Raw genomic sequence first — 23,203 nt, forward strand, 5'->3', positions numbered from 1 at the left:
GGGCTCAACCGGCCGTATGGCGATCACACCGCCGCAGAAAGGTACGCCGGGTACTACCAGGCGGAGCCTCCCGGCGAGGAGGCTCACGGACCGAGACGGGCGCGTGCTCACCGCGCCCGGGACGGGAGCAGATCTTGAGGGTCCTCGACAAGAGCGAGGCGGACGGCACGGACGGGATCAGTGCGATCGACATGTGCGCCCTGGTGTACGACCGCGAGTCGTGGGGCGCCTACTTCCGCGACCTGGGCGGCCAGGCACCGGCCTATCTGCGGGCCTTCGGCCGCCATATGGCCACCGTCTTCGGCGCGGACTTCACCGAGTACCGCCGCCTACTGGACGCCGGCGACCTGGACGCGGCGGTCGAGGCCCTCGTGGCGAACCAGCCCGACGACATCGATGTGGCGGCCCATCTGCGCGCCATGGATGAGCAGGGCATGGCCTATCAGGTGCTGATGGGTTCCAGCGCCCGGCTGCCCGACGGCGACAGCGTCAACACCCGGGTGGCCGCCTTCGCGGCGCGTGCCCCCGGGCGGATGGAGGCCTGGGCTGGCCTGAACCTCAGCGATCCGCACGCCGCGCTGGCGGAGCTGGAGCGCTGCCATGCGCTGGGCATGCGCGGCGTCACCGTCATCGCGTTCCGGGACGGCGTCGAACCGCAGGCGCCGCGCTACGCCACCGTCTTCGCGACAGCCGAGCGGCTGAGGCTGCCGGTGTGGATCCACACCGGGCACCATCTGTGCACCCGACGTCCGAACGAGCTGTCGCATCCGAGGGTCATCGACGTGCTCGCGAGCCGCCACCCGGACCTGAGGATCGTCGCGGGCCACGGCGGCTGGCCGTGGCTGCACGAGATGATCTCGGTCGCCCAACGACACCCCCATGTCTTCGTGGAGTTCTCCACCCATCGCGCGAGCTGGATGTCGCGTCCGGGCTCGGGCTGGGAGCCCCTCCTGCTGTACGGCCGTAGCACCCTGCGCCGCAAGGTCATGTTCGGCACCGCGACCTGGGTCCACTCCGTGCCCGTGCGCACCCTGATCCGGGAGGTGGCCGAACTCGGCCTGGGCGAGGCGGTCACCCACGACTGGCTGCTCGGCAACGCACAGCGGCTGCTGGGCCTGGAAGCCGACCGACGACTTACGGCCGGATCGCTCGGGTATTCGGTCGACTTGGGGCGCACTCCTTGACGGTCCAGCCCGCGTGCCCCAGATTATTGGATGTTAATGAACATTCATTTACCCAGCTCAGGGGTGATGTTCATGGCTCCAAGGGCTCTACCGTCCGTCAGGTTCACCGACCGTCTCCGCGGGTCACCGAGCTTCAGACGTGACCCGCTGGCCTTTCTGCCTCGTGGCCGCGAGCGGTACGGCGACATCTTCCGCTTCCGCACGCTCGGCATCCCCATGGTGATGGTCAATCACCCGGACCACATCCGCCGCATCCTCGTCGACAAGAGCACGCAGTACGACAAGAACGCCTCCCTCTACAAAGCCGTACGTCCGGTGCTGCGCACGGGGCTGATCGCCAACGCGGACACAGAGCAGTGGCGTCGGCAACGTCGCATGATGGCACCGCATTTCACCCCGGGCGCGGTCGGCGCGTTCGCCCGGAACATGACGACCGAGACCGTGCGGATGCTGGACCGCTGGGAGCGCGACCCTCGCGACGAGCGGGTGATCGACGCCATGGACGAGTTCGGCCGACTCGCGCTCGCCATCGTCAACAGGTCCTTGTTCAGTGCGGATGTGAGCACGACGGCCCAGGGTTTCGAGCGGGCCTTCGGGGTGGCCAACAGCATCCTCGCGGCATTCTTCCGCTGTCCCTTCCCGCCGTTGAGCGTGCCCACCCCCAGCCGTCGCAGGCTCCGGCGCGCGATCGACGCCATGGACTCCTTCGTCTCCGGATTCGTCCAGGGACGGCTCTGCGCGGACACGGACGCGGAACCCGATCTGCTGACCCTCCTGCTGCACTCCGCCGACGAGGAAGACGGCAGGGGAATGGCACTCGAGCGGCTCCACCACGAGGTCCTCAACCTCTGTGTGGGCGCCTATGAGACCACCACCAACGCCCTCTGCTGGGCGTTCCATCTCCTCGCGCGCCATCCCGACGCCGAGAAGCGGCTGCACGAGGAGGTCGACCGGGTACTCGGCGACCGGATCCCGCAATTCGAGGACCTTCCCGAACTGGCCTACACACGCATGGTCGTCGACGAGACGCTGCGCATCTATTCCCCCGCCTATCAGTTCATGCGTCACGCGAGTCAGGACGACGAGATCGCCGGATACCGCATACCGGCGGGCAGCAACATGCTCATCAACAGCTATGTCCTGCACCGGCATCCGGACTTCTGGGACGAGCCGGAAACCTTCCGCCCCGAGCGGTTCGGCGCGGAAGAGATCGCCGGCCGCCCCCGGCACGCCTACATCCCGTTCGGCAGCGGGCAACGCGTCTGCATCGGCAGGCACTTCGCCCTGACCGAACTCACCCTGGTGCTCGCCACGGTCGCGCGTACATACCGTCTGGTCCTGCCCGTAGATGCCCCCGACGTACATCCGGAGGCCCTGATCACGCTGCGTCCCCGAGGCGGAATGCGGCTGCGCCTCGAGCACCGCTGACACGAGAAGGCCGTACGTTCATGGACACCTCTCAGCAGGGCATCCTCAGCCCGTTCCCGCACCGGCTCAATCCCCATACGGAGCGGACGCGTCGTCATGTGGCCGACTGGGTACGACGCACCCGTCTCGTCCACCGGGAATCGGCCTGGAGACGCTTCCAGAGAGCGGACTTCGGGTGGTTCGCGGCAGCGGTGTATCCGACCGCCGACGCCACTCGCCTGGACCTCATGGCCGACTGGTTCGCCTGGCTGTTCCTGGTCGACGACCAGCTCGACGACGGAACGGTCGGACGCGACCCGGCACGGGCACTGCGGATCGTGGACCAGATGTGCGCCGTACTGAGCGGGCACCACCCAACCGGCTCGGCAAGCCCGGACACTCCCACCGCTGTCTCCGCACTGGCCGATCTGTGGGAGCGCACCGCGCCGCTCGGACACCCCGAGTGGCACCGTCGATTCGCCGGGCACCTCGGGACATGTCTGAGGACAGCGGCCGTCTGGGAGGTGGGCAATCGAGTCCACGGCACCGTCCCGTCGGAGGAGGCGTACGTCGTCAACCGCAGACACACGGGCGCGATCTACGTCTGCATGGACCTCATAGAGATCGCGGTGGACGTCTCGGTGCCCGACACCCTCTACACCGGCGCCGAGTTCACCTCCGCCCTCAACGCCGCCTGCAACGTCGTCTGTTGGACCAACGACGTCTACTCGCTGGCCAAGGAGCGTTCGCGGGGCGAGGTGCACAACCTCGTCTTCCTCGTCCAGCACCATCGCGGACTGGACCGGTCGGCCGCGCTGGACCACGTCCACACAGCCATCCAGCAGGAGACGGACCGCTTCCTGCGAGCGGAGGCCCGACTGCTCACCGCCCATCCCCACCGGGCCGGGCAACTCGCCCCCTGCCTCACCGGCATGCGGACGTGGATGCGCGGCAACCTCGACTGGTCCAGACGCACACAGCGCTACGCCCGGTCCGTCGATGGCGATGCGGAGCGACCCGACGAATACCTCGAAGCCCGGCTCATGGCGACCGCGGATGCCGCTGACCGCCCTGCCGGGCGCTGTTGACGCCCGCTCGCTCGGCGGCAGGCCTCTGCCCTGGCCGGGCACCGGACTGCTCACGCGGCTCCGTCGACAGCCGTGGTCATGATGTGGCGGATACGTTCGCGTAGCAATTGATGCGTGCGGTCGTGGTGATTACGTGGGTGCCACGCCATGCCGATGGTCAGGGACGGCAGCGCCAGGGGGATCGGGAACGTGCGCAGCCCGAGTGTGTTGAGCATCGGCCGTCCGAGTCCGGCCGGGGCAACGCTGACGACGTCGGTTTCGCGGGCCAGGAACAGCGCGGTCGCGACGCTGGGGACCACGGCCACCACGCGTCGGCTCAGGCCCAGTTCGGCGAGCTGCTCGTCGATCGGGCCGTGAGCTCGGCCGCGTCGCGACACGACGACGTGGTCGGTGGCGGCGAGCCGCCGCGGTGTGACGGTTTTCGTCCTCGCGAGTGGATGCTCCGGCCGAACCACGCCGATCAGTGTCTCCGTGAGAAGTGTTTCCGAGCGGATCTCCGGATCACCGGGACGCACGATCCCGATCTCCAGATCCACCAGTCCTTCGCGCAGGGCCGGGGTGTCCTCGAGGCTCTCCGGCCGCAACCGCAGTGAGATACCGGGCGCCTGGACCCGTAGATCGTCGAGGAGCGACGGAATGAAGGTCGTGGACAGCATGTCGTCGACTTGCAGGTCGAACGTGCGCACAACGGTTCGGGGATCGGCGGTGTTCGACGGCGCGAAGAGTGCGCGCGCCCGGGTGGCGACCGCGTGCACCTCACCACGCAGTTCCAGGGCTCGGGGTGTGGGCACGAGGTCGCGTCCGGCACGCACGAGGAGCGGGTCGTCGAAGGCGCGGCGCAATCGGGCCAGGGCGCGGCTCATCGCCGGTGGCGAGGTGTGCAGGCGTTCCGCGGCCTTCGTCACGCTGTTCTCGGTGAGCAGCGCGTCCAATGCCTCGATGAGGTTCAGATCGACGTAGTCCATCCCCGGATTATCACTCACGAAAGAAGTACTTACCTAGGTTGCACTGGTGTGAATCGGCTGCGTTTCCTAACGTCGAACTCACTCGACGACATGAGGAGTTCGCAGTGGACATCCGCATCTGCCCACCTCGCGACAGCAGGCACATTGACGCTGATGGTCGCGGTTCCGGCGCGACCAGGGTCGGGCTGTGATGCGCGCGGTCGTGATCGGTGCCGGGATCGTGGGCCTGACAACCGGGCTCGCACTGCGCCATGCGGGGATCGAGGTGGTGATCTGTGAGCGCGCGCCGGAGATCCGCGCCGACGGGGCCTCGCTGGGGCTCTGGGCGAACGCGCTGGCGGTCTTCGACGACCTCGCCGTCGGCGAGGAGGTGCGCTGTATCGGTGTCCCCACAGAGATGTACTTCCACGATCCCGCCGGGCGGCTGCTCGACACCCCGGGGTTCGGTTCCGAGGACCATCAGTACCTGCTGGTCCACCGGGCCGAGTTGAACGATCTGCTCGCCGACGCCGTTGGGCGGGACAACATCCGCCTGGCCGCCGGGTTCACTGCGTACGAGGAGCACGCGGAGCATGTCACGGTCCACCTGGCCGACGGCAGCAGCGAGGAAGCCGACGTGCTGGTGGGGGCGGACGGGGCGTACTCGGCGGTGCGCGCGCAGTTGGTGCCGGGCACTCCGGCGCGGGAACATCCCGGCCACCACGCCTGGCGCGCGGTCATCCCGGCCACCGGGATCACGGTGCCCGAGGACCGGCTGATCCTGGGCACCCACGGCTGCCGGGGCGGCTACATACGTACCTACGACGGGCGCGTCTACTGGCTGTTGAACCAATTCAACTCGCCGCCGCTGACGGGCAGTCCGAAGCAGCAGGCCATGGAACGGGTCGTCCATCTGGAGGGGGAAGGGCGGGACGGGGTTCTGGCTGGGTTGATCGACGCGACGCCCGAGGATCTCGTCCTGCACAACCAGGTCATGCTCGTGCCGCCGCTCTCCCACTGGGTTTCCGCGCGGGTGGTCCTGGCCGGGGACGCGGCCCACGCGATGTCTCCGCACATCACCGCGGGCGCGACGCTGGGCATCGAGGACGCTGCCCTGCTCGGCCGCCTGCTCACCCCCACCGGCGACGTGCCCGTCGCGCTGGCCGCCTACGAGGCCGACCAGATCCCGCGGTACGCCCACATCGCGCGACTGTCCGCGGCGGTGGAACACGCGCCCACACCACAGGAGTTCGCGCAGAACTATGTCGCGTTCAGCCACTGGATGATCTCCCAGCGACCGCAGCGCCCCGGGAACAACCGGGTGGGCGCATGACATTCGTCGTCGAAGTGGACGTGCGGGTGCCGATGCGTGACGGCATCGCGCTCGCGACCAACGTGTGGCGGCCTGAAGGGCCGGGACCGTTTCCCGCGCTGTTGGTCCGTACCCCCTACGGCAAGGACGACGCCGGAACGTACGGCAACCCGAAGCTGCCGGACGTGTTCGCCTTCGTGGAGGCCGGCTACGCGGTGGTGGCCCAGGACGTCCGCGGGACCTCCCGTTCACCCGGACCGTTCGTGCCCCACGCCAACGAGGGCCGTGACGGTGCCGACACCCTCGCGTGGCTGGCCGGACAGCCGTGGTGCGACGGCGCGGTCGGCATGTGGGGCGGGTCCTACATGGGATTCGCGCAGTGGCAGGCGGCCGTGCACGGTGGACCGGCACTGCGGGCGATCGCGCCCGTGATGACCTCCGCCGACCCGTACGCGGCACCGTGGTACTCCCCGGGCGGAGCGCTGTCGCAGGACGCTGTCCTGACCTGGGGAACGCTCTCGGCCCTGCGTAACCTGCGCCGCGGCCTCGCGGGCGGACACGGCGATCCGGGCGACGCCCACGCACTTCTGTCCGGCCTGTCCGAACCGCGGCTGCTGCACGACCCGCTGCCGGTCGCCGACCGCGGCGCGGTCACCCGCCATCTGCCCTGGGTCGGCCAGGTGCTCGACCACCCGGAGCGGGACACGTTCTGGCAGGAGGTCGCCTCGATCGACCACTGCGGTGACATCGCCGTCCCCGCGCTCCACATAGGAGGCTGGTACGACGTGTTCATCGGCGAAACCGTGCGGTCCTACACGATGATGCGCCGCCACGGTGGCAGTGCCGCGGCCCGCGACGGTCAACGGCTGCTCATCGGCCCCTGGTGCCACGCCGACGGCGCCGACCTCGGCACCTTCCCCGACCGGTCGTTCGGACTCCACAGCGGCATCAAGTCCGCCGACGTCACCGGCGAGCACCTACGGTTCTACGACCGCTGGGTCCGCGGCCTCACGGACGCCCCCGACGACGCCCACCGGGTCCGGATCTTCGTCATGGGCGTCGACCGGTGGCGTGACGAGGTGGACTGGCCGCTGCCCGACACCCGTCACACCGACTTCTTCCTCGCCGGGGGCGGCCGCGCCAACACCGTCGGCGGTGACGGCGTCCTGACACGCGACGCCGTGTCGGTGGCGGCGGCGGACACGTTCCTCTACGACCCACGCCGCCCGGTCCCGAGCCTGGGTGGCACCGTGCTCGCTGCCGCCTCCGGCGCCTTCCCCGGACCGGCCGACCAAGCAGCCGTCGAAACGCGCGAGGACGTGCTGTGCTTCACCACTCCCGTCCTCGAGCATCCCGTCGAGGTCACCGGCCACGTCACCCTGGTCCTGCACGTCTCCTCCTCGGCACCGGACACCGACTTCACCGGCAAGCTCGTCGACGTGCACCCCGACGGCAGGGCGATCCTGCTGTGCGAGGGCATCCAGCGCGCCCGCTACCGCACGTCACTCACCGATCCGGAGCCCCTGGAGCCGGGAACGGTCTACGAGTTGGCCATCGACCTGAGCGTCACCGCGAACGTGTTCCTGCCCGGGCACCGCATCCGGCTCGAAGTCTCCAGCAGCAACTTCCCCCGCTACGACCGCAACACCAACACGGGCAGGACGATCGCGGCCGACAGCGAGGACGACCTGGCCATCGCGGTCAACCGGGTCCACCACGGACCGGCCCACCCGAGCCGCCTGGTCCTACCGCTGGTCGAACGGCCGGAGACCGAACACCCCACGGCAACGGAGGAGCCGACATGAGCGCACTTCAGGACCTGGTGGACCGGGCAGCCGTCGCCGATGTCGTCGCCGGTCTCGCCCACGCCCAGGACGACCGGGACTGGACCGCTCTGCGGCAACTGTTCGCCGACGCGGTGCGTCTGGACCTGTCGGCCCATCACCACGGCACCCCGCCGGCGACTGTGCCGGCCGCCGAGCTGGTCGAGCTCGCCCGTACGACCCTGGAGGGCTTCGACTGCACCCACCACGCGGCCACCGACCTCGTCATACAGCTGTCGGGTGACGAGGCCGAGTGCCGCGCGCACATGGTCGCCTACCACCACGTCCCCGCGGACCCCGGTGTCACCGACCACTGCACGATGCGTGGCCTCTGGCGGCTCAGGCTCCGCCGATCCGGCGGACGCTGGCTGATACACCACTGGGCCGTGGTGCGCACCGCCCCGTGGGAGGGCTCCCCCGGCGTCTACGAGCTCGCCGCCGCCCGCACCGGACCCGCGTCCTGACGGCAGCCGCGGAGGACGCAACGGAGAGGAACCCATGTTCTACGAGATACGCACGGAACGCGCCCGCGCCGGCCGCGGCACGGAAATGGCCCGCTACATGGACGAGACCGTCATCCCACTGCACCAGGAAATGGGGATGCACGTGGTGGGAGCGTTCACGGTGGCCGATGACGAGGACGCCTTCGTCTGGATCCGGCGCTTCGAGGACGCCGCCGACCGGGAACGCGTCCTGGCCGCCGTCCATGGGCATTCCCGGTGCGCAACCGTCGTCGACACCCTTTCCGCGCTGTCGGGCGGGACGGCTTCCACGGTCCGGCTGGAACCTGCCCCACGGTCCGGGCTCCGCTGACCCCGCCCGCCCAACTTTCCGTGCCGCGGCGCCGGCCACCCCATCCCTCCCGGCTGCCGCGGACCGGGACTGCGGTACACGACCTGGATCCATCGACGACGCGAAGGGAGGCTTCGAATGGTTCGACACGAACTGCCGGCGACACGGGACACCGTGGTGAACGTCTTCAGCCGGGACACCCCAACGGTTCTCACCGTGGACGCCGGCGACTCGGTGGTGGTCGGCTCGCTGGACGCCGCAGGGTACCTGGAGCCGATGCGAACACCCGGTGACCCGAGGCCGAGGATGTTCGAGGACCGGACCGGCCACTGTCTCACCGGGCCGATCGCGGTCCGGGGCGCGGAGCCGGGCATGGTCCTCGAGGTGCGCTTCGGGTCCGTCAGGGCCGGCACCTGGGGGTGGACGCTCGCCGGGGTGAAGGACAACCCGCTGACGCGCCGACTCGGCGTCGCCGACGGACCCCCGTCATGGCTGTTGTGGGACATCGGCGACGGGACGGCCACCAACGACCGCGGCCGGACCGTGGACATCGCGCCTTTCCTGGGTGTGGTCGGTGTCCCTCCGGTGGAGCCGGGCCCGCATTCCACCATCCCGCCGCGAGCGGGGAGCGGGGGAAACATCGACTGCCGTGAACTGGTGGCGGGTTCGACGCTGTACCTGCCGGTGACCGTGCCCGGTGCGATGCTCCACCTGGGAGACGGCCACGCGGCGCAGGGGAACGGCGAGGTCGCGGGCACGGCGATCGAGTGTCCCATGACGACGGAAGTGACACTGAACCTCCGGGAGCGGGCCCCGGTTCCCGGTATCCACGCCGAGACGCCTGAAGGGCGGGTCACCTTCGGTTTCGACGAGGACCTGAACGTGGCGACGGGGGATGCGCTGGACTCCATGCTCGTCTGGCTGCGCTCACTGTTCGATCTGGACAGGACAGCCGCGCTGGCCCTGGCCGGCGCAACCGTCGACCTGCGGATCACCCAAGTGGCCAACGAAACGTGGGGCGTACACGCCGTGCTGCCGTACGACGCCGTCCGGTGACCCCCACGGCACGCCGACTGGGCCTGTCGCGGGCCTTGTGGAAGCGAGTAGAAAGCAACCTGAATGATCACTCATGACCATCATGTGACCAGCGATGACGCAATCTCCGAGGCCCGTCCGCGCCGGATTTCCTTCGCGGACGTACGCGCCCGGATCGGCGAGCCCGAGGACCTGATCAAGCGCAAAATACACGACCGGCTCGACCGGCACTGCCGCCGTTTCATCGCCCACTCCCCTTTCCTGGCAATGGCCACGTCGGACGCGACAGGACTCCCCGACAGTTCACCGCGCGGTGACTTTCCGGGATTCGTCAAAGTACTCGATGAGCGCACGCTCGCCATTCCCGACCGGCCAGGCAACAACCTCGCCGACTCTTTTCGCAATCTCGCCGAGAACGACGGGATCGGGCTGATGTTCGTCGTCCCCGGAGTGCGGGAAGTGCTGCGTGTCAACGGTCGTGCCTATCCCACCGACGAACCGGACGTGCTCGCCCGGATGCGCACCGAGGGAAAGGGCGCCGAGCTGGCGATCGTCGTGGAATTGACTGAGGTCTTCTTCCACTGCGGCCGCGCGCTGATCCGCTCCCGGCTGTGGGATCCGGCGAGCCAGGCCCTGGCCGAGGAACTGCCGTCGATGGGTGAGATCGCCGTCGACCAGATGGGGCTCGCCGACGCGGATCCGACGGTGCTGGAAGAGATGCTCGAAGACGACTACCGGCACCTGTACTGAAGGCGATACGGCCATGCAACGAACAATCCTCGAGAAGGCGGAGCCGGTCGCCGAGGGCGCGGTGTCGCTCGTCCTGCGCGGCGCCGACGGCCCGCTGGCCCCCTGGGAACCGGGCGCGCACATCGATCTGGCACTGCCCAACTGGCTGACCCGGCAGTACTCGCTGTGCGGGAACCCGGCCGACCGCGACACGTATCGTGTCGCCGTCCGTCACGACCGGCTCAGCCGGGGCGGCTCGGAGTACATCCACCTGTTCCTCGACGAGGGCCGCACACTCGACGTCTCGGTGCCACGCAACAACTTTCCCCTGCTGCCCGCACCGGAGTACCTGTTCCTCGCCGGCGGGATCGGCATCACCCCCATCGTGCCGATGCTGACAGCGGCGGTCGAAGCGGGCGCCTCGGCGACATTGGTGTACGTGGGCAGGTCCCTGGCCACCATGCCGTTCGCCGACGAACTGCGGGCCGCGCACGGCAGCCGGGTGCGCATCCACGCCACCGAGCAGCACGGCAGGCCCGACTTCGCCGCGGAGGCTGCAGCGCTTGGCCCTCGGGCGCTGGTGTACTGCTGCGGCCCCACGTCGATGCTCGACGCGGCCGAGGCGGTGTTCCCCGCACAGCAGCTGCATATCGAGCATTTCCGGCCGGTGGCCAAGGAGTTCGCGCCCAACAAGGCTTTCGATGTGCGCTGCGCCCGGTCGGGACGGACTGTCCGGGTCAGTGCGGAGGACTCCATGTTGGACGCGTTGAACCACGCGGGATTCCGCATACCGTCCGGATGCCGTGAAGGCGTCTGCGGCAGTTGCGAGATCGCCCTCGTCGACGGAGAGCCGGAGCACCGCGACGACATCGGCACCCCACCCGGTCACATGTACTGCTGCGTCTCACGGGCCCTGTCGTCCGACCTCACCGTCGACCTCTGACCCTATCGAAAGAGAGCCCGTGACCATATATCCGCACCTGACGACGAAGGTCTGCCCCTTATGATCGACTGGCTCGAGCTGGCCGAATCGGTCATCTCCTCACCGTGGTTGTACGCGGTGCTCATCGCGGTGTCCTTCCTCGACTCCTTCCTCCCACTGATCCCGAGCGAACCCGTCGTGATCGTCGCAGGCGTCTACGCCGCCACCGGGCAGACCGACATCGCGCTCGTCATCGCCGCCACGACGCTCGGTGCCCTTCTCGGCGATCTCGTTCCCTACACGGTCGGACGACTGATGGGTGAACGCATACTCAAGCGCCTGCCACCCGGCTCCAAACGCCGGACGGCACACGACTGGTTCGCCCGCGAACTCGACTCGCGCGGCGGCTTCATCCTGGTGACCACACGGTTCATCCCGGTGGGGCGCTACCTGGCCACCTTGTCCACCGGCCTCGTCGGCTACCCGTTGGGGAAATACGTACTGTTCGTCGCGTTCGCCACCGCCACGTGGAGCGCCTACACCGCCCTCACCGGCTACTTCGGCGGCGTCGTGTTCCAGGAGAACACGCTGCTGGCCATCGCCGTCGGTGTCGGGCTGGCGTTCGTGGTGACCGGTGCCATCGAAGGCATACGTCACCTCCGCCGCCGCAGGACTGCCGTCGCAGCGGACACAGCCATCGACTGACCGTTCCGCTCCGCCGTTGATTGCGTCTGGGTAACTTATCAAGTCAGATACTTGCACTTGATGTTAAGTTGCGGGGTCTCTAGCGTTCTCGGCATGAACCTCACCGTCCTCGCGGCCTCCGGCCGGACCGGAATCGCCCTCACCCGACAAGCGCTGCGACGTGGTCACACCGTGACCGCCATCGCGCGTGATCCTCAGCGGATCGCTCTGCCCGACTCCCCGAACCTGCGCAAAGTGGCGGGTGATGTGAACGACGCGGCCAGTATCGCCGGCGTCGTGGACGGGGATTCCGTGGTCCTTTCCGCGCTCGGCACGGACCGGGCCGGGGTTCTCCTGACAGGCGCCCGGGCCGTGGTCGCCGCCGGCCCACGTCATGTCATCTGGCTCGGTGCCTACGGCACGGGCAAGTCGGCCGAAGTGGCAGGGGAAGGCGCAGATGTGCTCGCCAAGGTCCTGGGCGACCGGCTGGCGGACAAGGTCGCAGCCGACAACACCGTTCTCGCGGCCGGGGGCACCGTCTTCCATGCCGGGATGCTTGCTGACGGGCCGGAAAGCCCTCGTCGGCGCACGGTCGGCCTGGAGGCCGCGCCTCCCTTCGACCTCGGTGCGCGGGTCAGCCGGGAAACCGTCGCCGCGGCGATGCTCGACGAAGCCGAGGCGCCTGGTTTTCCCGGTGTCGTGGCCCTGCCGTTGGCAGAGTAGTCAGCAGGCGGTGATCTCCTCGATCGACGCCCGGACTTGTTCGCGGAGCCACGCGTGGGCCGGGTCGGAGTCATAGCGCTGGTGCCAGTTGCAGTTGATGGTCGCCGCCGGGAATTCGATCGGCAACGGCCGCGCGACCAGGCCGAACGCCTCGATGAGCGGGCGGCCGAGGATCGCCGTGCAGGTGACCAGCGCGTCACTGCGGGCGGCGATCTGCAGGGCGGTGGACACCGTGGCCACCGCCGCGACGACCCGGCGCCGCAAGCCCTCGGCGGCCAGCGTCTCGTCGATCGGCGCGGTCAGGCGGCCACGCCGGGAGATCACCACGTGCGGCTGCGCCGCATAGGAGGCCAGGTCCAGTGCGGCGGCGCAAGGGTGGTCGGCGCGCATCGCCACGACGAGCCGGTCGTCGCCGAGCGGCTCGGACCGGAACTCGGGCTGAGTGGGCCTGCCGCCACCGAGTTCCAGGTCGACGCGGCCGTGTCGCAGGTCGTCGGTGTCGACGCGGTTCTCCGCCAGCACCCGCAACTGCACCCCGGAAGCCCGCTGCTGGATCCTGCCGACCAGTACCGGTACCAGTGACGCGGCCACCGCGTCGTGGCACTGGATCGTGAACGTGCGCTCCAGTTCGGCCAGGTTCAGCTCACGGATCGGCGAGAGCACTTCGTGCGCCTGCCGGACCAGCCGGTGCACGTCCTCTCGCACCGACACCGCGTACGGGGTGGGGGCCATGGAGTGGCCGGTGCGCACCAGGATGTCGTCCCCGGTGACGGCGCGCAGCCGGCCGAGGGTGCGGCTGACCGCGGGCGAGGACAGGTGCAACCGCCGGGCCGCGCCCATCACGCTGCCTTCTTCGAGCAGGGCGTCCAGCACGGTCAGCAGATTCAAGTCCAATTGCATGAAAGTAAATCCTAGCCAGACACAGATCCACTTCAATCAACTCCAGGGGTATCCCCATGAACCAGAAGCTGCTTGCCGCGACCATCGTCGCCGTCCGCCACGCCGGCGCCCGGATGATGACGCGCTACTCCACCGAGTCCCGTCAGTCCGGCCTCCCCGAACTGCTCGCGAACCTCCAGGCCAATGACGCGGCCGTCGTCGACACGTTGCGTCCCGCCTTGACCGAGGTGCTGCCGAGCGCGGGCTGGCTGAATGACGAACACGGATCGGGACCGATGAGCGCGGGCGAGTGGTGGCTCATCGACCCGGTCGGCGGCAACGTCAACGCCGTGCACGGCATGCCCGACTGGAACATCGGCGTGAGCCTCGTCCGTGACGGCCGCCCGGTCCTGGCCGTGGTCTACTCTCCGGTCCTCGACGAGATGTTCACCGCGACCGAGGGCGGCGGGGCGTTCCTCAACGGTGTACGGCTTCACGTTTCGGCCAAGACGTCGCTGGACGGCGCCCTGGTCGGGACCGGCCAGGCCAAGCCGGGCCACGACCCCGACCTCGCCAAGCGGATGGGCGCCGCCCTCACCGCGATGCTGAACTCCGCTCTGTGCGTGCAGGTCTCCGTACCGGTCACCGGCCAGCTCGCCCAGGTCGCCGCCGGCCGGATGGACCTGCACTGGCAGTTCGACAACGTCCGCTCCCACGCGGCAGGCGTGCTCCTGGTCCAGGAGGCCGGTGGTCTCGTGACCGACATCGACGGCAAACCGTGGGACCTGGCCACCAAGAGCTACCTCGCCGCCGCACCCGGCGTGCACGCCGCCGCGCTGGCCGTCCTCACCGCCTGACAGCAGCCATTTCGATACAACCGGGAAGGAGTGGGGTTGGGGACAGAAGGCCCCACACCCACCCCCCGGCCGCTGTCGGCAGTCCGCGGCGGCTACCGCCGCACGACCGCCTCCTCGGTGTCCTTCCGGCGGGACCGCTCCCGGACCAACGAGATCGCGATCACCACGGCGGCGACGAGCACCGAGAGGAGCACCTGGCTCCGGCCACCGCCCTCCTTGTCGTCGGTGAGCATGTAGACGAGCACGAACGCGATCATGGCGATGGTCGCCCACGTCAGGTACGGGAACAGCCACATCCGCACGACGAGCTTCTCCGGGCTCTCGCGCAGGATGATTCCCCGCATCTTCAGCTGCGAGAAGCAGATGACCAGCCACACGAAGAGCGCGACGGCGCCCGAGGAGTTCAGCAGGAACTGGAACACCGTGTCCGGCCACAGGTAGTTGAAGGCGACCGCCACGAAGCCGAAGACCACAGAGGCCAGGATCGCGGCCTGCGGGACACCTCGCGTGTTCGTCCGGACGAAGGATCGCGGGGCGTCGCCACGCTGCCCGAGCGAGAAGGCCATCCTGGAGGCCGTGTAGAGGCCGGAGTTGAGACAGGACAGTACGGCGGTCAGCACGATGAAGTTCATAATCTCGCCGGCGTGCGGGATGCCGATCGAGTCGAGTGCCGCGACGTACGAGCCCTTCTTCTCGATCGCGGGGTCGTTCCACGGCAGCAGGGCGACCACGACGAGGATCGAGCCGACGTAGAAGACACCGACCCGCCAGATCACGCTCCTGGTGGCCTTCGCCACCGCCCGCTGGGCGTCCGAGGACTCACCTGCGGCGAGGGTGACGATCTCGCTGCCCATGAAGGAGAAGACGACCAGCAGGATGCCGGTGAGGATCGCGCCCGGTCCGTTCGGCAGGAAACCGCCGTGTTCGGTGAGATTGCCGAAGCCCGTCGCGGCGTTGTCGGAGCCGGGCAGCACACCGAAGATCGCCAGGCCACCGAGAACGATGAAGCCCGTGATGGCGACGACCTTGATGCCCGCGAACCAGAACTCGAACTCGCCGAAGGAGCCCACCGAGGCCAGGTTCGTGGCGGTGAGCACCACCATCACGATCAGGGCCCAGGCCCACTGCGGTACGGCCGGCACCCACCCTTCCAGGATCACCGCGCCCGCGGTCGCCTCCACGGCGAGCACGACGACCCAGAAGAACCAGTACAGCCAGCCGATCGAGAACCCGGCCCAGCGGCCGAGCGCCCGGTCCGCGTAGGCGGAGAAGGAGCCGGAGGTCGGGTTGGCCGCGGCCATCTCGCCGAGCATCCGCATCACGAAGACGACGAGAGCGCCGACCAGTGCGTAGGACAGCAGGATGCCGGGCCCGGCGGCGGTGATGCCGGAGGCGGAGCCCACGAAGAGACCGGCGCCGATCACCCCGCCGATGGCGATCATGGACAGATGGCGGTTCTTGAGACCGGCCTGGAGACCTGCCTGCTGCTCCGGAGGCTGACCACTGGTGGGTGGAACGGTGTCGGAGGCCAGAGAATCTGGGGGACGCGTTGTCATGTCGACATCCATTGAATGGTTGGGAGTGCCCAGGAGCGGGCGGTCAGGGCACTGACGATTTCCGCAAGCGTTCACAGTGCGATGCGCGGTATCCGGGTGCCGTGCTGGTGATGGGGTCGTCACCGCACGTCCGCGTTTCGCCCCGCCTCCTCGTGGGAGGTGAGCCGCATCACTGGCGGAAATGGATTTGCGCAAGCGTATGGAGCGTCATGGGGCCCTGTGTTTGTGAGGGTCGAACAAACTCGCCCTCAATGGCTGTACGTCCGTCCAATGCGGAACCGGGTCAGTCGTCGGGCGGCAGCCGCAGTTGGAGCATGGCCAGCAGACGCTGGTCGGGACGGCTCAGATCGAGGCCGGTCAGCTCCTCGGCCCGGCGAAGCCGGTATCGCAGGGTGTTGGGATGCACATGGAGCCGGGCTGCGGCCGCCCGTATGTCACCCAGGCAGTTCAGGTACGTCAGAAGGGTCTCGGCGAGCCGACCCTGGTGCCGATTGTCGTGCGAGACCAGGGCGGTCAGTCGTGGATCCCGTATCTCGCGGTGCGCGGCGAGCAACGTCAGTATCTCGCTGACCAGCACTTCCGCCTGGATGTCCGGAAGCGCGGCGACGGCGGTGGGCACACCGGCGCTCACCATCGCGTCGAGAATGCGGTCGGCCTCCCGGCGAGACTCGGGGACGTCTCCGAGACCGGGCACCAGGCAGCCGACCGAGCCGCGCAGTGGCAGGCCCAGGTGGCGGCGTACGGCGTCGGTGATCTCCTGGGCCCAGCCGCGCAGCGTGTCCGTGTCGATGCCGCGGGGCAGCTGAGGCAGGAGCACGTAGATGCGGGGATCGACCTGGGTGACCAGGGCGCTGCGGTGCCGGGCGGCGATGTGCACGGAGACCAGGTTGGTGACCTCGGTGTGGGTCAGCTCGGGCGCGGCGACGACCTCCGCGCTTTCCTGCGCCTCGGTGGTCCGGTACGAGAAGCCCAGCACGGCGGCCGGGCGGTTGGCGTCGAATCCCAGGTGGGTGGCGAGCGGCTGCGGTCCGGTACTGCCCTCCAGGAGTCCGGCCAGCAGGGTCCGGGTCAGCGTCACGTCCTCCGAGAGCTCTCGGCGTCGGCGTACGAGGTGGAGCGCGGCGACCCGGGCGGCGCCCAGCAGTGCCTGTCGCGAGCGGTCGGACAGCGGAGTCGAGCCCTCCTGCACCCAGATGGTGCCCAGTTGCCGGTCCCCGGACCGGATCGCCACCGCGAGACGGCGGCGGATGCCCAGCTCGGGGTGGCTGTCGATGGCGATCACCTCGTCGCTGGAGTGCAGATGCTGGAACACGCCCCACTCGCGCAGCTTCGCCAGATACCCCTCCGGTCCCTGCCAGCCGAGAATGGAACGCCGCCGCAGATCGTCCGCCTCGTCGGAGTCGGTAGTTCGGGAGTAGGCCAGCACCCGGTTCGCGGCATCCTCGATGCTGACGATGCCGCTGGTGAGGATGGCAGTGGTCTGGGCGAGCGAGAACAGGTCGCCCTCCTCGGCCCCTTGGCCGGACTCACCCGGCGGTGCGTCGTCGAGCGCCGCCCGGGCCAGCGCGTTCACCTGCTCCCAGCGCGCTTCGCTGCGCAGTGAGAGCAGGGCGACCCCGGCCTCGGCAGCGGTCTCGCTGAGCGGCGCGGCCTGTCCGGGCCCGTCCAGCTTGACCACCACGGCCGCGGCGCCGTCCCGCCCGGCCGCCCGCAGCGCGGGAGACGCGGCTCGGCCACGGGCACCGATGGCGAGGACCAGCTCACCCGGCTGCGCGGTCGGCGGATCCTCGGGATCGAGCAGCGCAACGCCACGGATCTCGACATCCAGCCCCGCCGGAGCGGCCTGCACCTCCACCAACGAGTCCCCCAGCGCCATCAGCAACTGACGCAGGCTGATGCTCGCTGCGGGGGGAGACACCGCGGCCGGATCCATGATCGTCGCCTCTGCTGGGAGCCACGCCGGACCTCTGATGCTATCCGCAGGGCGGGACGGAGACCGCAGGGCGATGAGTCACGCCGTGGTTGCCAGTCTGTATCCCCAACAGGCGATCAACCGCACTCGAGGAGAACGTCATGACCGCTACCTACACCTTCGACGTCTTTTCCAGCCTCGACGGCTTCGGCTCCGCCGGCGGGAACTGGACCGGCTACTGGGGCAAGCAAGGCCCCGAGCTCCTCACGCACCGCCTCGCCCTGTACCGCGAGGAGCAGCGGGTGGTCTTCGGGGCAAACACCTATCGGGCGTTCGCGCAGATGCTGGCCTCGAGCACCGAGGAGTCCGAGGTGCGTGACCCATGGGTCACGCAGATGAGGAACCTGCCGGCGACGGTGGTGTCGACCACCCTCGACGGCCCCCTCGACTGGCCGGATGCGAACGTCGTGCGCGGCGACGCCGTCGACGCCGTCTCCCGCCTCAAGGAGGAGTCCGAGGTGCCGTTGCGTTCGCACGGCAGCCTGTCCATGAACCGGGCGCTGATGGCCGCCGGTCTGGTCGACCGCGTCCAGGTGACGCTCTTCCCCGTGATCACCGGTCGGACCGGGCTGGCCCCGATCTTCCAGGGCGCAGCCGACTTCGACCTCGAACTGATCGAGCACCGGACCCTCGACGGCCACATCCAAGAGCTCGTCTACCGGCCCACCCTGCATGTCTGAGAAAGCGGTCCCGGCCGATTCAGCGGCCCGGAGCCAGGTCCGGGGCCTCGGAGAAGCAGCGGCCTCGGGCCGGGGGCGCCGGCTCGGGAACGGTCGCCGCGGGAACGGTCGCTTCGGGAACCCGTGATTCGGAGAGAGCCGGCTTACGGATCAGGAGCAGCGCCGCGTCGTCGTGCAGTCGACCGCCGACATGTGCCAGCAGTTCGTCATGGAGAGCGTCGAGGGTGCGTGCCGGTTCGCGGGAGACGTGGCGCTCCAGCCCTTCGGCAAGCGGATAGAACGCACGGCCGCGGTCCCGGGCCTCGGTAACCCCGTCGGTATAGAGAAGCAGTTGATCCCCGTCAGTGAAGGGCAGCACCCGGAGGCCGGGCGTCTCGCCCGTGAGGGCGCGCAGTCCGAGGGGCGGGGCCGGATGCGTGGGCTCGACCGCCGCGACGCTCCCGGAGGGACGGACCAGCAACGGAGGCGTGTGTCCGCAGTTCACCACCTCCAGATGCCCTGCTTGCGGGAACCCGACGACCACGGCGGTGACGAAGTCGTCGTGACCGAGATTGCGCGCCAGACTCCGCTCGATCCTGTCGACCACGGCGAGGAGATCGGGTTCGTCGTAGGCGGCCTCGCGGAAGACACCGAGCACCAGGGCGGCGGTCCCCACGGCCGGCAGCCCTTTGCCGCGCACATCGCCGACGATCAGCCGCACTCCGTACGGGGTGGGTACCAGGGCGTAGAGATCACCGCCGATACGGGCCTCGGCCGCCGCGGCGCTGTAGCGGACCGCCACCTGATACGGCCCGACGGTCGCCGGCACAGGCTTGAGCAGCGCATGCTGCGCCGTCTCCGCGACCGAGCGGACGGCCGCGAGCACCCGTTCACGACGCCCGCGCAACGCGCTGGCCAGGCCGCCGGCAAGGGTGACAGCCACCAGGGCGGACAGCACAGCGGCCAGTTCACGGCCCGGAACACCGTCCCGGGTGCCAAGCGTGGCGCACAGCACCACTGTGAGGAGCCCGACCCAGAGCACGCCGCGTGGTCCGTTGGTGGTGGCGGCCAAGGCGGGTCCCGCCGCGAGCAGGGGCAGCCAGATCATCCCCGCTCCATCGGCGAGATCGACGCATACGACGACGGAGACGATCAGCACGGGCAGGACGGCCATACCGGCGGCCAACTGCGCGACAGCGCGCCTACGGGCCGAAGCCCCGGCACCGGCCACTCGGTTTCCGAACAGCCGCATCGGCCAGTGGTTGCCACCATGGTCTCGGGCCTGACTCATGTTCGTCCGCAGTCCTCACCTGTGCGCAGGGCACACATCTGAAATGCCTGTTTCATCCAGAAAACGGGTCAGCCCGGCGACCCACAAGAAGAGGATTTTCAGATAGTGAGCGAGAGGCTCCTGGTGACGCGACTCGCTGTCGGGATCAGCCGTGCCCGAATCTCGGGTAGCCGTGACAGCCGGTCCGCCGGCAGTGACACTCCGAGCGAGCCGAGCATGTCCCCGCTGTAGACGGGTACGGCGACACAGACCGTGCCGAGGGCGTACTCCTCCAGGTCGGTGACGGCCGGGGCCACGGGTGAGGAGTCCAGTCGCCGAAGCAGTTCCGGCCGGCTGGTGATCGTCCGTGGGGTGAGGTCGGCGAGGTGGTGACGGGAGAGGTAGTCCTTGCGGTCGGCGTCGTCCAGTTCTCGGAGCACGGACTTGCCCAGCGCGGTGGCGTGCCCCGCGTCCTCGAACCCCACCCAGAGGTCGACGCGAGGCGCCCGAGGGCCGTCGACGATCTCCGCGACCCGGATTTCGCCGTCCTCGTAGAAGGTGAGGTAGGCGGCAGTCGCCAGCTCGTCCCGCAGCGCGGCGAGCGTGGGACGGACGCGGCTGAGCAGCGCCTGTCCACGGCCCGTGGTCTGCAGCGTCTGCAGCTTGTCGCCGAGGATGAACCCGCCGTCGTCCAGTTTCCGCACGTATCCGTCGTGGACCAGCGTCCGCAGCAGGTGATAGGCGGTCGCCAAGGGCAAGCCCGTCTCACGTGCCAGCTGTTTCGCAGGCGCGCCGTTCTCGTGCGTACTCACCGCCTCCAGCAGGCGCAGAGCCCGCTGGACGGACGTGATGAGCGTAGGGCCGTCCTCCGCACCCATACGACCAGCTTGCGCCAGGCACACACCGCGAGCAAGGCGGGTCCCCTCGGACGCCGGGCAGGTCAAGAGTTCTCCGTGTCGCGTGAGTGCGGGTGCGTTGCCGACCGGGGCCGCGATGTCCACCTCGCCTTCGCAGCCCACGGCCACCATCAGGGGCTCGTCTACGGCACGTAGATCGGGTCGCCTGCCTTGGCGTCTCCGAGCCAGATCTTCCGCTCCGGCTCGTCGATGTAGGAAACCTCCGCGCAGGGACCTTCCGGCTCCTTGTCAGCGGTCTGGAAGTGGCCTGCCGACCAGCCGGTGAGACGGTGCTTGGCGAGGAGCTCGCTGACCACGTCCCGGAACTCCGGGTGGCCGACGCAGTCGCGTTCGGCGAAGCGCTCCCTGAGTTCGGTTCGGAAGTGGGCAAGGTTCAGCTGCTCACGGGTCGGTCCGCGGTACGGATCCGCGCGGTGGCGTGTGCACTGGTCCCGACCGCCGGGGTAGACCTCGATCGATCCCTGCTCGGAGCTGTCGACGCAGGCGGTGAGCCTCTCCGGCGCCGGCTTCCCGAAGGACTCCTGCCACAGCTGCCGGCACACCTTGATCGGGTCGTCGGCGGCGGGATCGAACCCGGTCACGGCGTCGGACTGCTCGGATCCCACGCAGTTCAGCCCGCTCGAGTCGAGCGTGTGCCCCTCACCGTCACCGGCGACCCACGCATAGGTCGCGGCGGTACCACCGACCAAGGCCAGGGCAACCACGGGAACCACGACCATCGTGCGCTTGCGCCGCCGCCGCGTACGCTCGCGCACCCGGGCAAGGATCCGGTCGGCGAGCGGCGAGTCCGGGTCGGTCTCCGACGGGTCAGGGTGGGGATCGCGGGTCCGGAGCATCCGGACGAGTTCGTCATCGCTCAGCATGATCCTTCTCCTTGGTCGCATGCGGGTTGGAGCTCGAGGCTGCGAGCCGTTCCTTCAGCCGCTGCCGGGCCCGGTGCAGGCGTGTGTCGACGGCACCGACGGAGATGCCGAGGACCCCCGCGATCTCATGGCGGGACAGGTCGTCCCAGTAGGCCAGGCGCAACAGCTCCCGATCGGCGGCCGACCCTCGCTCCAGGGCGGCCAAGAGCTCATCGCCGGCGTCATGCTCCTGGTGGCGTGGGCGCGGGGGATCCGGCTGCTCCGCCACTCTCAGCAGCAGTCGGGACCAACGCCGTTGGCTGCGCGCCTGGTTGGCCAGCACGCGTCGCGCGATGCCCAACAGCCACAGCACCGCCTCTTCACCGTCGTCGGGCAGATGACGTCGCCGGCGCCACGCCACCGCATAGACCTCTGCCACGGCGTCGTGCGCCGCCGCGTCACCGGCCCGGCGCAGGCAGTACGCCATCACCCGACGAAACGTCTGCCGGAACAACTGCTCCAGCCGCTCACTGGATTCATCCGCATCCATAGCCAAGCAATGTCCGGCATCACTCGGTCGCTTACCAACCGGCAGCGACACTCTTCTTCTGTGGTCAGAACGGGCAGGTGTCCATCCAGCGCGTGACCAGGGATGTGTTGTTCTTGTCGGCGTCACGTACGGGACCGCACAGGAACGGGCTGAAACGGGTGTCGGCACGCAGCCAGAGACTGAGGAACGACACGATCCACTTGCCCTGCTTGGCCTTGTTGCCGGAGCCTGTCATCGGGCACAGATGGTCGCCCGGAACCTCGATGTAGAGCTTCTCGGCCCGGGACATGGAGTTGTACCAGGGCACCGCGTAGCTGTTGCCGTGGGCGACGGGGTCGCTTTGACAGGTCAGGAAGAACGTGGGATCGGTGACCGCGGAGAAGTTCTGGTTCGGGTAGTACGGGGCCGTGGGCACGCCCGCCCGGAAGCGCGAGTCGTCCCGGAGTGCCGCCATGACGCCCCCGCCGCCCATCGAGTGACCGACCGCCCCGAGCGTGCCGTTGACCTTCCCGGATATCGGATTGCCGGGGGCGCCGCCGAGCGCGAGCAACTGGGTGCCGGCGGCAGTGATCTGGCGACCGCGCGATGCGGGATCGTCGGTGAGTGTGTTGGTGCCGACGTTGATGACGACGAAGCCCCAGGAGGCGAGGCGCGGTGCGAGCCACTGCAGGTTCTGCTGTGTGCCCTGATAGCCGGGCATCAGTACGACGCCAGGGTACGAGCCACTGGCCGTGGGGTACGTGACCGTGCCGGAGCCGTACCCGGTTGGGCGGGGAACGGTGTAAGTGGCGGTGGTCAGCGGCCCGTTGGTGGCCTCCAGGGAGGCGGTCGTCGGGTCCGGGACAGCTGCGGCCGCCGGTGGGGCGGCGGCTGTCAGCAGAGTCAGCGCCAAGCCGATGGTGGTCGCCAGGGCGATCAGCGCCGTCAGGGCGCGAGGTCGGGTCCGTAACGGCGCGGTCGTGTGAGCGGAACGACTGGATGGACGCATTGCTTTACCTCCGGATAGCGGTGAGGGCGCGGTAGCCGGACAGCGGGGTGTGCGAAGGGGCGCGGCGTTC

At 69.1% G+C, this 23,203-nt stretch carries 23 protein-coding genes; 14 read left to right on the forward strand and 9 right to left on the reverse strand.

Going from position 1 to position 23,203, the window contains the following annotated elements; translation table 11 throughout:
* Nucleotides 1–134: 134 nt before the first annotated feature.
* From ACTWQO_RS04600 to ACTWQO_RS04610, 3 genes are all read left to right on the forward strand, one after another.
* On the forward strand, nt 135–1,184 hold the full coding sequence (locus ACTWQO_RS04600) for an amidohydrolase family protein (protein ID WP_443235898.1): 1,050 nt from the start codon (nt 135–137) through the stop codon (nt 1,182–1,184).
* A 72-nt stretch (nt 1,185–1,256) separates the two neighbouring features.
* Complete coding sequence (locus ACTWQO_RS04605) at nt 1,257–2,612, forward strand: cytochrome P450 (protein ID WP_443235899.1); 1,356 nt, start codon at nt 1,257–1,259, stop codon at nt 2,610–2,612.
* 20 nt (nt 2,613–2,632) lie between these two features.
* Nucleotides 2,633–3,679: a terpene synthase family protein gene (locus tag ACTWQO_RS04610; protein ID WP_443235900.1), complete on the forward strand. Its 1,047-nt coding sequence runs from the start codon at nt 2,633–2,635 to the stop codon at nt 3,677–3,679.
* 50 nt (nt 3,680–3,729) lie between these two features.
* Here ACTWQO_RS04610 and ACTWQO_RS04615 read toward each other — a convergent pair whose 3' ends face one another.
* Nucleotides 3,730–4,644 carry a LysR family transcriptional regulator gene (locus ACTWQO_RS04615; RefSeq protein WP_443235901.1) on the reverse strand — a complete coding sequence of 305 codons (915 nt, stop codon included), beginning with the start codon at nt 4,642–4,644 and terminating at the stop codon, nt 3,730–3,732.
* Nucleotides 4,645–4,834: 190 nt separating this feature from the next.
* Here ACTWQO_RS04615 and ACTWQO_RS04620 point away from each other — a divergent pair, with 190 nt between their 5' ends.
* The 9 genes from ACTWQO_RS04620 to ACTWQO_RS04660 all read left to right on the forward strand — a co-directional run bounded on the left by ACTWQO_RS04620 (nt 4,835) and on the right by ACTWQO_RS04660 (nt 12,643).
* Complete coding sequence (locus tag ACTWQO_RS04620) at nt 4,835–5,956, forward strand: FAD-dependent oxidoreductase (protein WP_443235902.1); 1,122 nt, start codon at nt 4,835–4,837, stop codon at nt 5,954–5,956.
* Nucleotides 5,953–7,740 (forward strand): CocE/NonD family hydrolase, encoded by a 1,788-nt coding sequence (locus ACTWQO_RS04625; RefSeq protein WP_443235903.1) that lies wholly within the window; start codon nt 5,953–5,955, stop codon nt 7,738–7,740. Before ACTWQO_RS04620 ends, ACTWQO_RS04625 begins: the two co-directional genes overlap by 4 nt.
* Nucleotides 7,737–8,222 carry a nuclear transport factor 2 family protein gene (locus ACTWQO_RS04630; RefSeq protein ID WP_443235904.1) on the forward strand — a complete coding sequence of 162 codons (486 nt, stop codon included), beginning with the start codon at nt 7,737–7,739 and terminating at the stop codon, nt 8,220–8,222. Before ACTWQO_RS04625 ends, ACTWQO_RS04630 begins: the two co-directional genes overlap by 4 nt.
* 34 nt (nt 8,223–8,256) lie before the next feature.
* Nucleotides 8,257–8,571, forward strand: coding sequence for an NIPSNAP family protein (locus ACTWQO_RS04635; protein ID WP_443236007.1), 315 nt, complete (start codon nt 8,257–8,259; stop codon nt 8,569–8,571).
* 117 nt (nt 8,572–8,688) lie between these two features.
* Nucleotides 8,689–9,606, forward strand: coding sequence for an acetamidase/formamidase family protein (locus tag ACTWQO_RS04640; RefSeq protein WP_443235905.1), 918 nt, complete (start codon nt 8,689–8,691; stop codon nt 9,604–9,606).
* An 84-nt stretch (nt 9,607–9,690) separates the two neighbouring features.
* A complete protein-coding gene (locus tag ACTWQO_RS04645; RefSeq protein ID WP_443235906.1) occupies nt 9,691–10,335 on the forward strand; it encodes an MSMEG_1061 family FMN-dependent PPOX-type flavoprotein in 645 nt (214 codons plus the stop codon).
* A gap of 13 nt (nt 10,336–10,348) precedes the next feature.
* The gene (locus ACTWQO_RS04650) at nt 10,349–11,257 is read left to right on the forward strand and encodes a PDR/VanB family oxidoreductase (protein ID WP_443235907.1); all 909 of its coding nucleotides are present in this window, start codon (nt 10,349–10,351) and stop codon (nt 11,255–11,257) included.
* A gap of 60 nt (nt 11,258–11,317) precedes the next feature.
* Entirely contained in the window at nt 11,318–11,941 is a 624-nt protein-coding gene (locus tag ACTWQO_RS04655; protein ID WP_443235908.1) for a DedA family protein, read from the forward strand.
* Between the two features lie 93 nt (nt 11,942–12,034).
* On the forward strand, nt 12,035–12,643 hold the full coding sequence (locus ACTWQO_RS04660) for an NAD(P)-dependent oxidoreductase (RefSeq protein WP_443235909.1): 609 nt from the start codon (nt 12,035–12,037) through the stop codon (nt 12,641–12,643).
* Here ACTWQO_RS04660 and ACTWQO_RS04665 read toward each other — a convergent pair whose 3' ends face one another.
* Complete coding sequence (locus tag ACTWQO_RS04665; protein ID WP_443235910.1) at nt 12,644–13,543, reverse strand: LysR family transcriptional regulator; 900 nt, start codon at nt 13,541–13,543, stop codon at nt 12,644–12,646.
* 56 nt (nt 13,544–13,599) lie between these two features.
* Between ACTWQO_RS04665 and ACTWQO_RS04670 the strand changes: the two genes are divergently transcribed.
* Complete coding sequence (locus ACTWQO_RS04670; protein WP_443235911.1) at nt 13,600–14,379, forward strand: inositol monophosphatase family protein; 780 nt, start codon at nt 13,600–13,602, stop codon at nt 14,377–14,379.
* 92 nt (nt 14,380–14,471) lie between these two features.
* Here the strand turns inward: ACTWQO_RS04670 and ACTWQO_RS04675 are convergent, their stop codons facing one another.
* Both ACTWQO_RS04675 and ACTWQO_RS04680 read right to left on the reverse strand, forming a co-directional pair.
* Nucleotides 14,472–15,935 carry an amino acid permease gene (locus ACTWQO_RS04675; RefSeq protein ID WP_443235912.1) on the reverse strand — a complete coding sequence of 488 codons (1,464 nt, stop codon included), beginning with the start codon at nt 15,933–15,935 and terminating at the stop codon, nt 14,472–14,474.
* Nucleotides 15,936–16,218: 283 nt separating this feature from the next.
* Nucleotides 16,219–17,853: a PucR family transcriptional regulator gene (locus ACTWQO_RS04680; RefSeq protein ID WP_443235913.1), complete on the reverse strand. Its 1,635-nt coding sequence runs from the start codon at nt 17,851–17,853 to the stop codon at nt 16,219–16,221.
* Nucleotides 17,854–18,008: 155 nt separating this feature from the next.
* On the opposite strand from ACTWQO_RS04680, the gene ACTWQO_RS04685 reads away from it, so the two are divergent.
* Complete coding sequence (locus ACTWQO_RS04685; protein ID WP_443235914.1) at nt 18,009–18,587, forward strand: dihydrofolate reductase family protein; 579 nt, start codon at nt 18,009–18,011, stop codon at nt 18,585–18,587.
* A gap of 19 nt (nt 18,588–18,606) precedes the next feature.
* Here the strand turns inward: ACTWQO_RS04685 and ACTWQO_RS04690 are convergent, their stop codons facing one another.
* The 5 genes from ACTWQO_RS04690 to ACTWQO_RS04710 all read right to left on the reverse strand — a co-directional run bounded on the left by ACTWQO_RS04690 (nt 18,607) and on the right by ACTWQO_RS04710 (nt 23,133).
* Entirely contained in the window at nt 18,607–19,740 is a 1,134-nt protein-coding gene (locus ACTWQO_RS04690; protein ID WP_443236002.1) for a PP2C family protein-serine/threonine phosphatase, read from the reverse strand.
* Nucleotides 19,741–19,955: 215 nt separating this feature from the next.
* Nucleotides 19,956–20,714, reverse strand: a complete 759-nt coding sequence (locus ACTWQO_RS04695) for an IclR family transcriptional regulator (RefSeq protein ID WP_443235915.1) — start codon at nt 20,712–20,714, stop codon at nt 19,956–19,958.
* Nucleotides 20,715–20,875: 161 nt separating this feature from the next.
* Entirely contained in the window at nt 20,876–21,616 is a 741-nt protein-coding gene (locus tag ACTWQO_RS04700; protein WP_443235916.1) for a hypothetical protein, read from the reverse strand.
* Nucleotides 21,603–22,145, reverse strand: a complete 543-nt coding sequence (locus tag ACTWQO_RS04705; protein WP_443235917.1) for an RNA polymerase sigma factor — start codon at nt 22,143–22,145, stop codon at nt 21,603–21,605. Before ACTWQO_RS04705 ends, ACTWQO_RS04700 begins: the two co-directional genes overlap by 14 nt.
* Nucleotides 22,146–22,209: 64 nt before the next feature.
* Nucleotides 22,210–23,133 carry a poly(ethylene terephthalate) hydrolase family protein gene (locus tag ACTWQO_RS04710; RefSeq protein ID WP_443235918.1) on the reverse strand — a complete coding sequence of 308 codons (924 nt, stop codon included), beginning with the start codon at nt 23,131–23,133 and terminating at the stop codon, nt 22,210–22,212.
* Nucleotides 23,134–23,203: the final 70 nt, after the last annotated feature.

It is taken from the genome of Streptomyces sp. 4N124, from assembly GCF_052245395.1.
Lineage (GTDB): Bacteria > Actinomycetota > Actinomycetes > Streptomycetales > Streptomycetaceae > Streptomyces.

Bases quoted from the DNA above. Each gene is read 5' to 3' on its own strand.
- ACTWQO_RS04690 (WP_443236002.1), bottom strand. From the start codon at position 19,740: ATGGCCGTCCTGCCCGTGCTGATCGTCTCCGTCGTCGTATGCGTCGAT.
- ACTWQO_RS04640 (WP_443235905.1), top strand. From the start codon at position 8,689: ATGGTTCGACACGAACTGCCGGCGACACGGGACACCGTGGTGAACGTC.
- ACTWQO_RS04635 (WP_443236007.1), top strand. From the start codon at position 8,257: ATGTTCTACGAGATACGCACGGAACGCGCCCGCGCCGGCCGCGGCACG.
- ACTWQO_RS04665 (WP_443235910.1), bottom strand. From the start codon at position 13,543: ATGCAATTGGACTTGAATCTGCTGACCGTGCTGGACGCCCTGCTCGAA.
- ACTWQO_RS04700 (WP_443235916.1), bottom strand. From the start codon at position 21,616: ATGCTGAGCGATGACGAACTCGTCCGGATGCTCCGGACCCGCGATCCC.
- ACTWQO_RS04710 (WP_443235918.1), bottom strand. From the start codon at position 23,133: ATGCGTCCATCCAGTCGTTCCGCTCACACGACCGCGCCGTTACGGACC.
- ACTWQO_RS04660 (WP_443235909.1), top strand. From the start codon at position 12,035: ATGAACCTCACCGTCCTCGCGGCCTCCGGCCGGACCGGAATCGCCCTC.
- ACTWQO_RS04625 (WP_443235903.1), top strand. From the start codon at position 5,953: ATGACATTCGTCGTCGAAGTGGACGTGCGGGTGCCGATGCGTGACGGC.
- ACTWQO_RS04630 (WP_443235904.1), top strand. From the start codon at position 7,737: ATGAGCGCACTTCAGGACCTGGTGGACCGGGCAGCCGTCGCCGATGTC.
- ACTWQO_RS04610 (WP_443235900.1), top strand. From the start codon at position 2,633: ATGGACACCTCTCAGCAGGGCATCCTCAGCCCGTTCCCGCACCGGCTC.
- ACTWQO_RS04695 (WP_443235915.1), bottom strand. From the start codon at position 20,714: ATGGGTGCGGAGGACGGCCCTACGCTCATCACGTCCGTCCAGCGGGCT.
- ACTWQO_RS04675 (WP_443235912.1), bottom strand. From the start codon at position 15,935: ATGACAACGCGTCCCCCAGATTCTCTGGCCTCCGACACCGTTCCACCC.
- ACTWQO_RS04655 (WP_443235908.1), top strand. From the start codon at position 11,318: ATGATCGACTGGCTCGAGCTGGCCGAATCGGTCATCTCCTCACCGTGG.
- ACTWQO_RS04650 (WP_443235907.1), top strand. From the start codon at position 10,349: ATGCAACGAACAATCCTCGAGAAGGCGGAGCCGGTCGCCGAGGGCGCG.
- ACTWQO_RS04685 (WP_443235914.1), top strand. From the start codon at position 18,009: ATGACCGCTACCTACACCTTCGACGTCTTTTCCAGCCTCGACGGCTTC.
- ACTWQO_RS04615 (WP_443235901.1), bottom strand. From the start codon at position 4,644: ATGGACTACGTCGATCTGAACCTCATCGAGGCATTGGACGCGCTGCTC.
- ACTWQO_RS04620 (WP_443235902.1), top strand. From the start codon at position 4,835: ATGCGCGCGGTCGTGATCGGTGCCGGGATCGTGGGCCTGACAACCGGG.
- ACTWQO_RS04705 (WP_443235917.1), bottom strand. From the start codon at position 22,145: ATGGATGCGGATGAATCCAGTGAGCGGCTGGAGCAGTTGTTCCGGCAG.
- ACTWQO_RS04670 (WP_443235911.1), top strand. From the start codon at position 13,600: ATGAACCAGAAGCTGCTTGCCGCGACCATCGTCGCCGTCCGCCACGCC.
- ACTWQO_RS04605 (WP_443235899.1), top strand. From the start codon at position 1,257: ATGGCTCCAAGGGCTCTACCGTCCGTCAGGTTCACCGACCGTCTCCGC.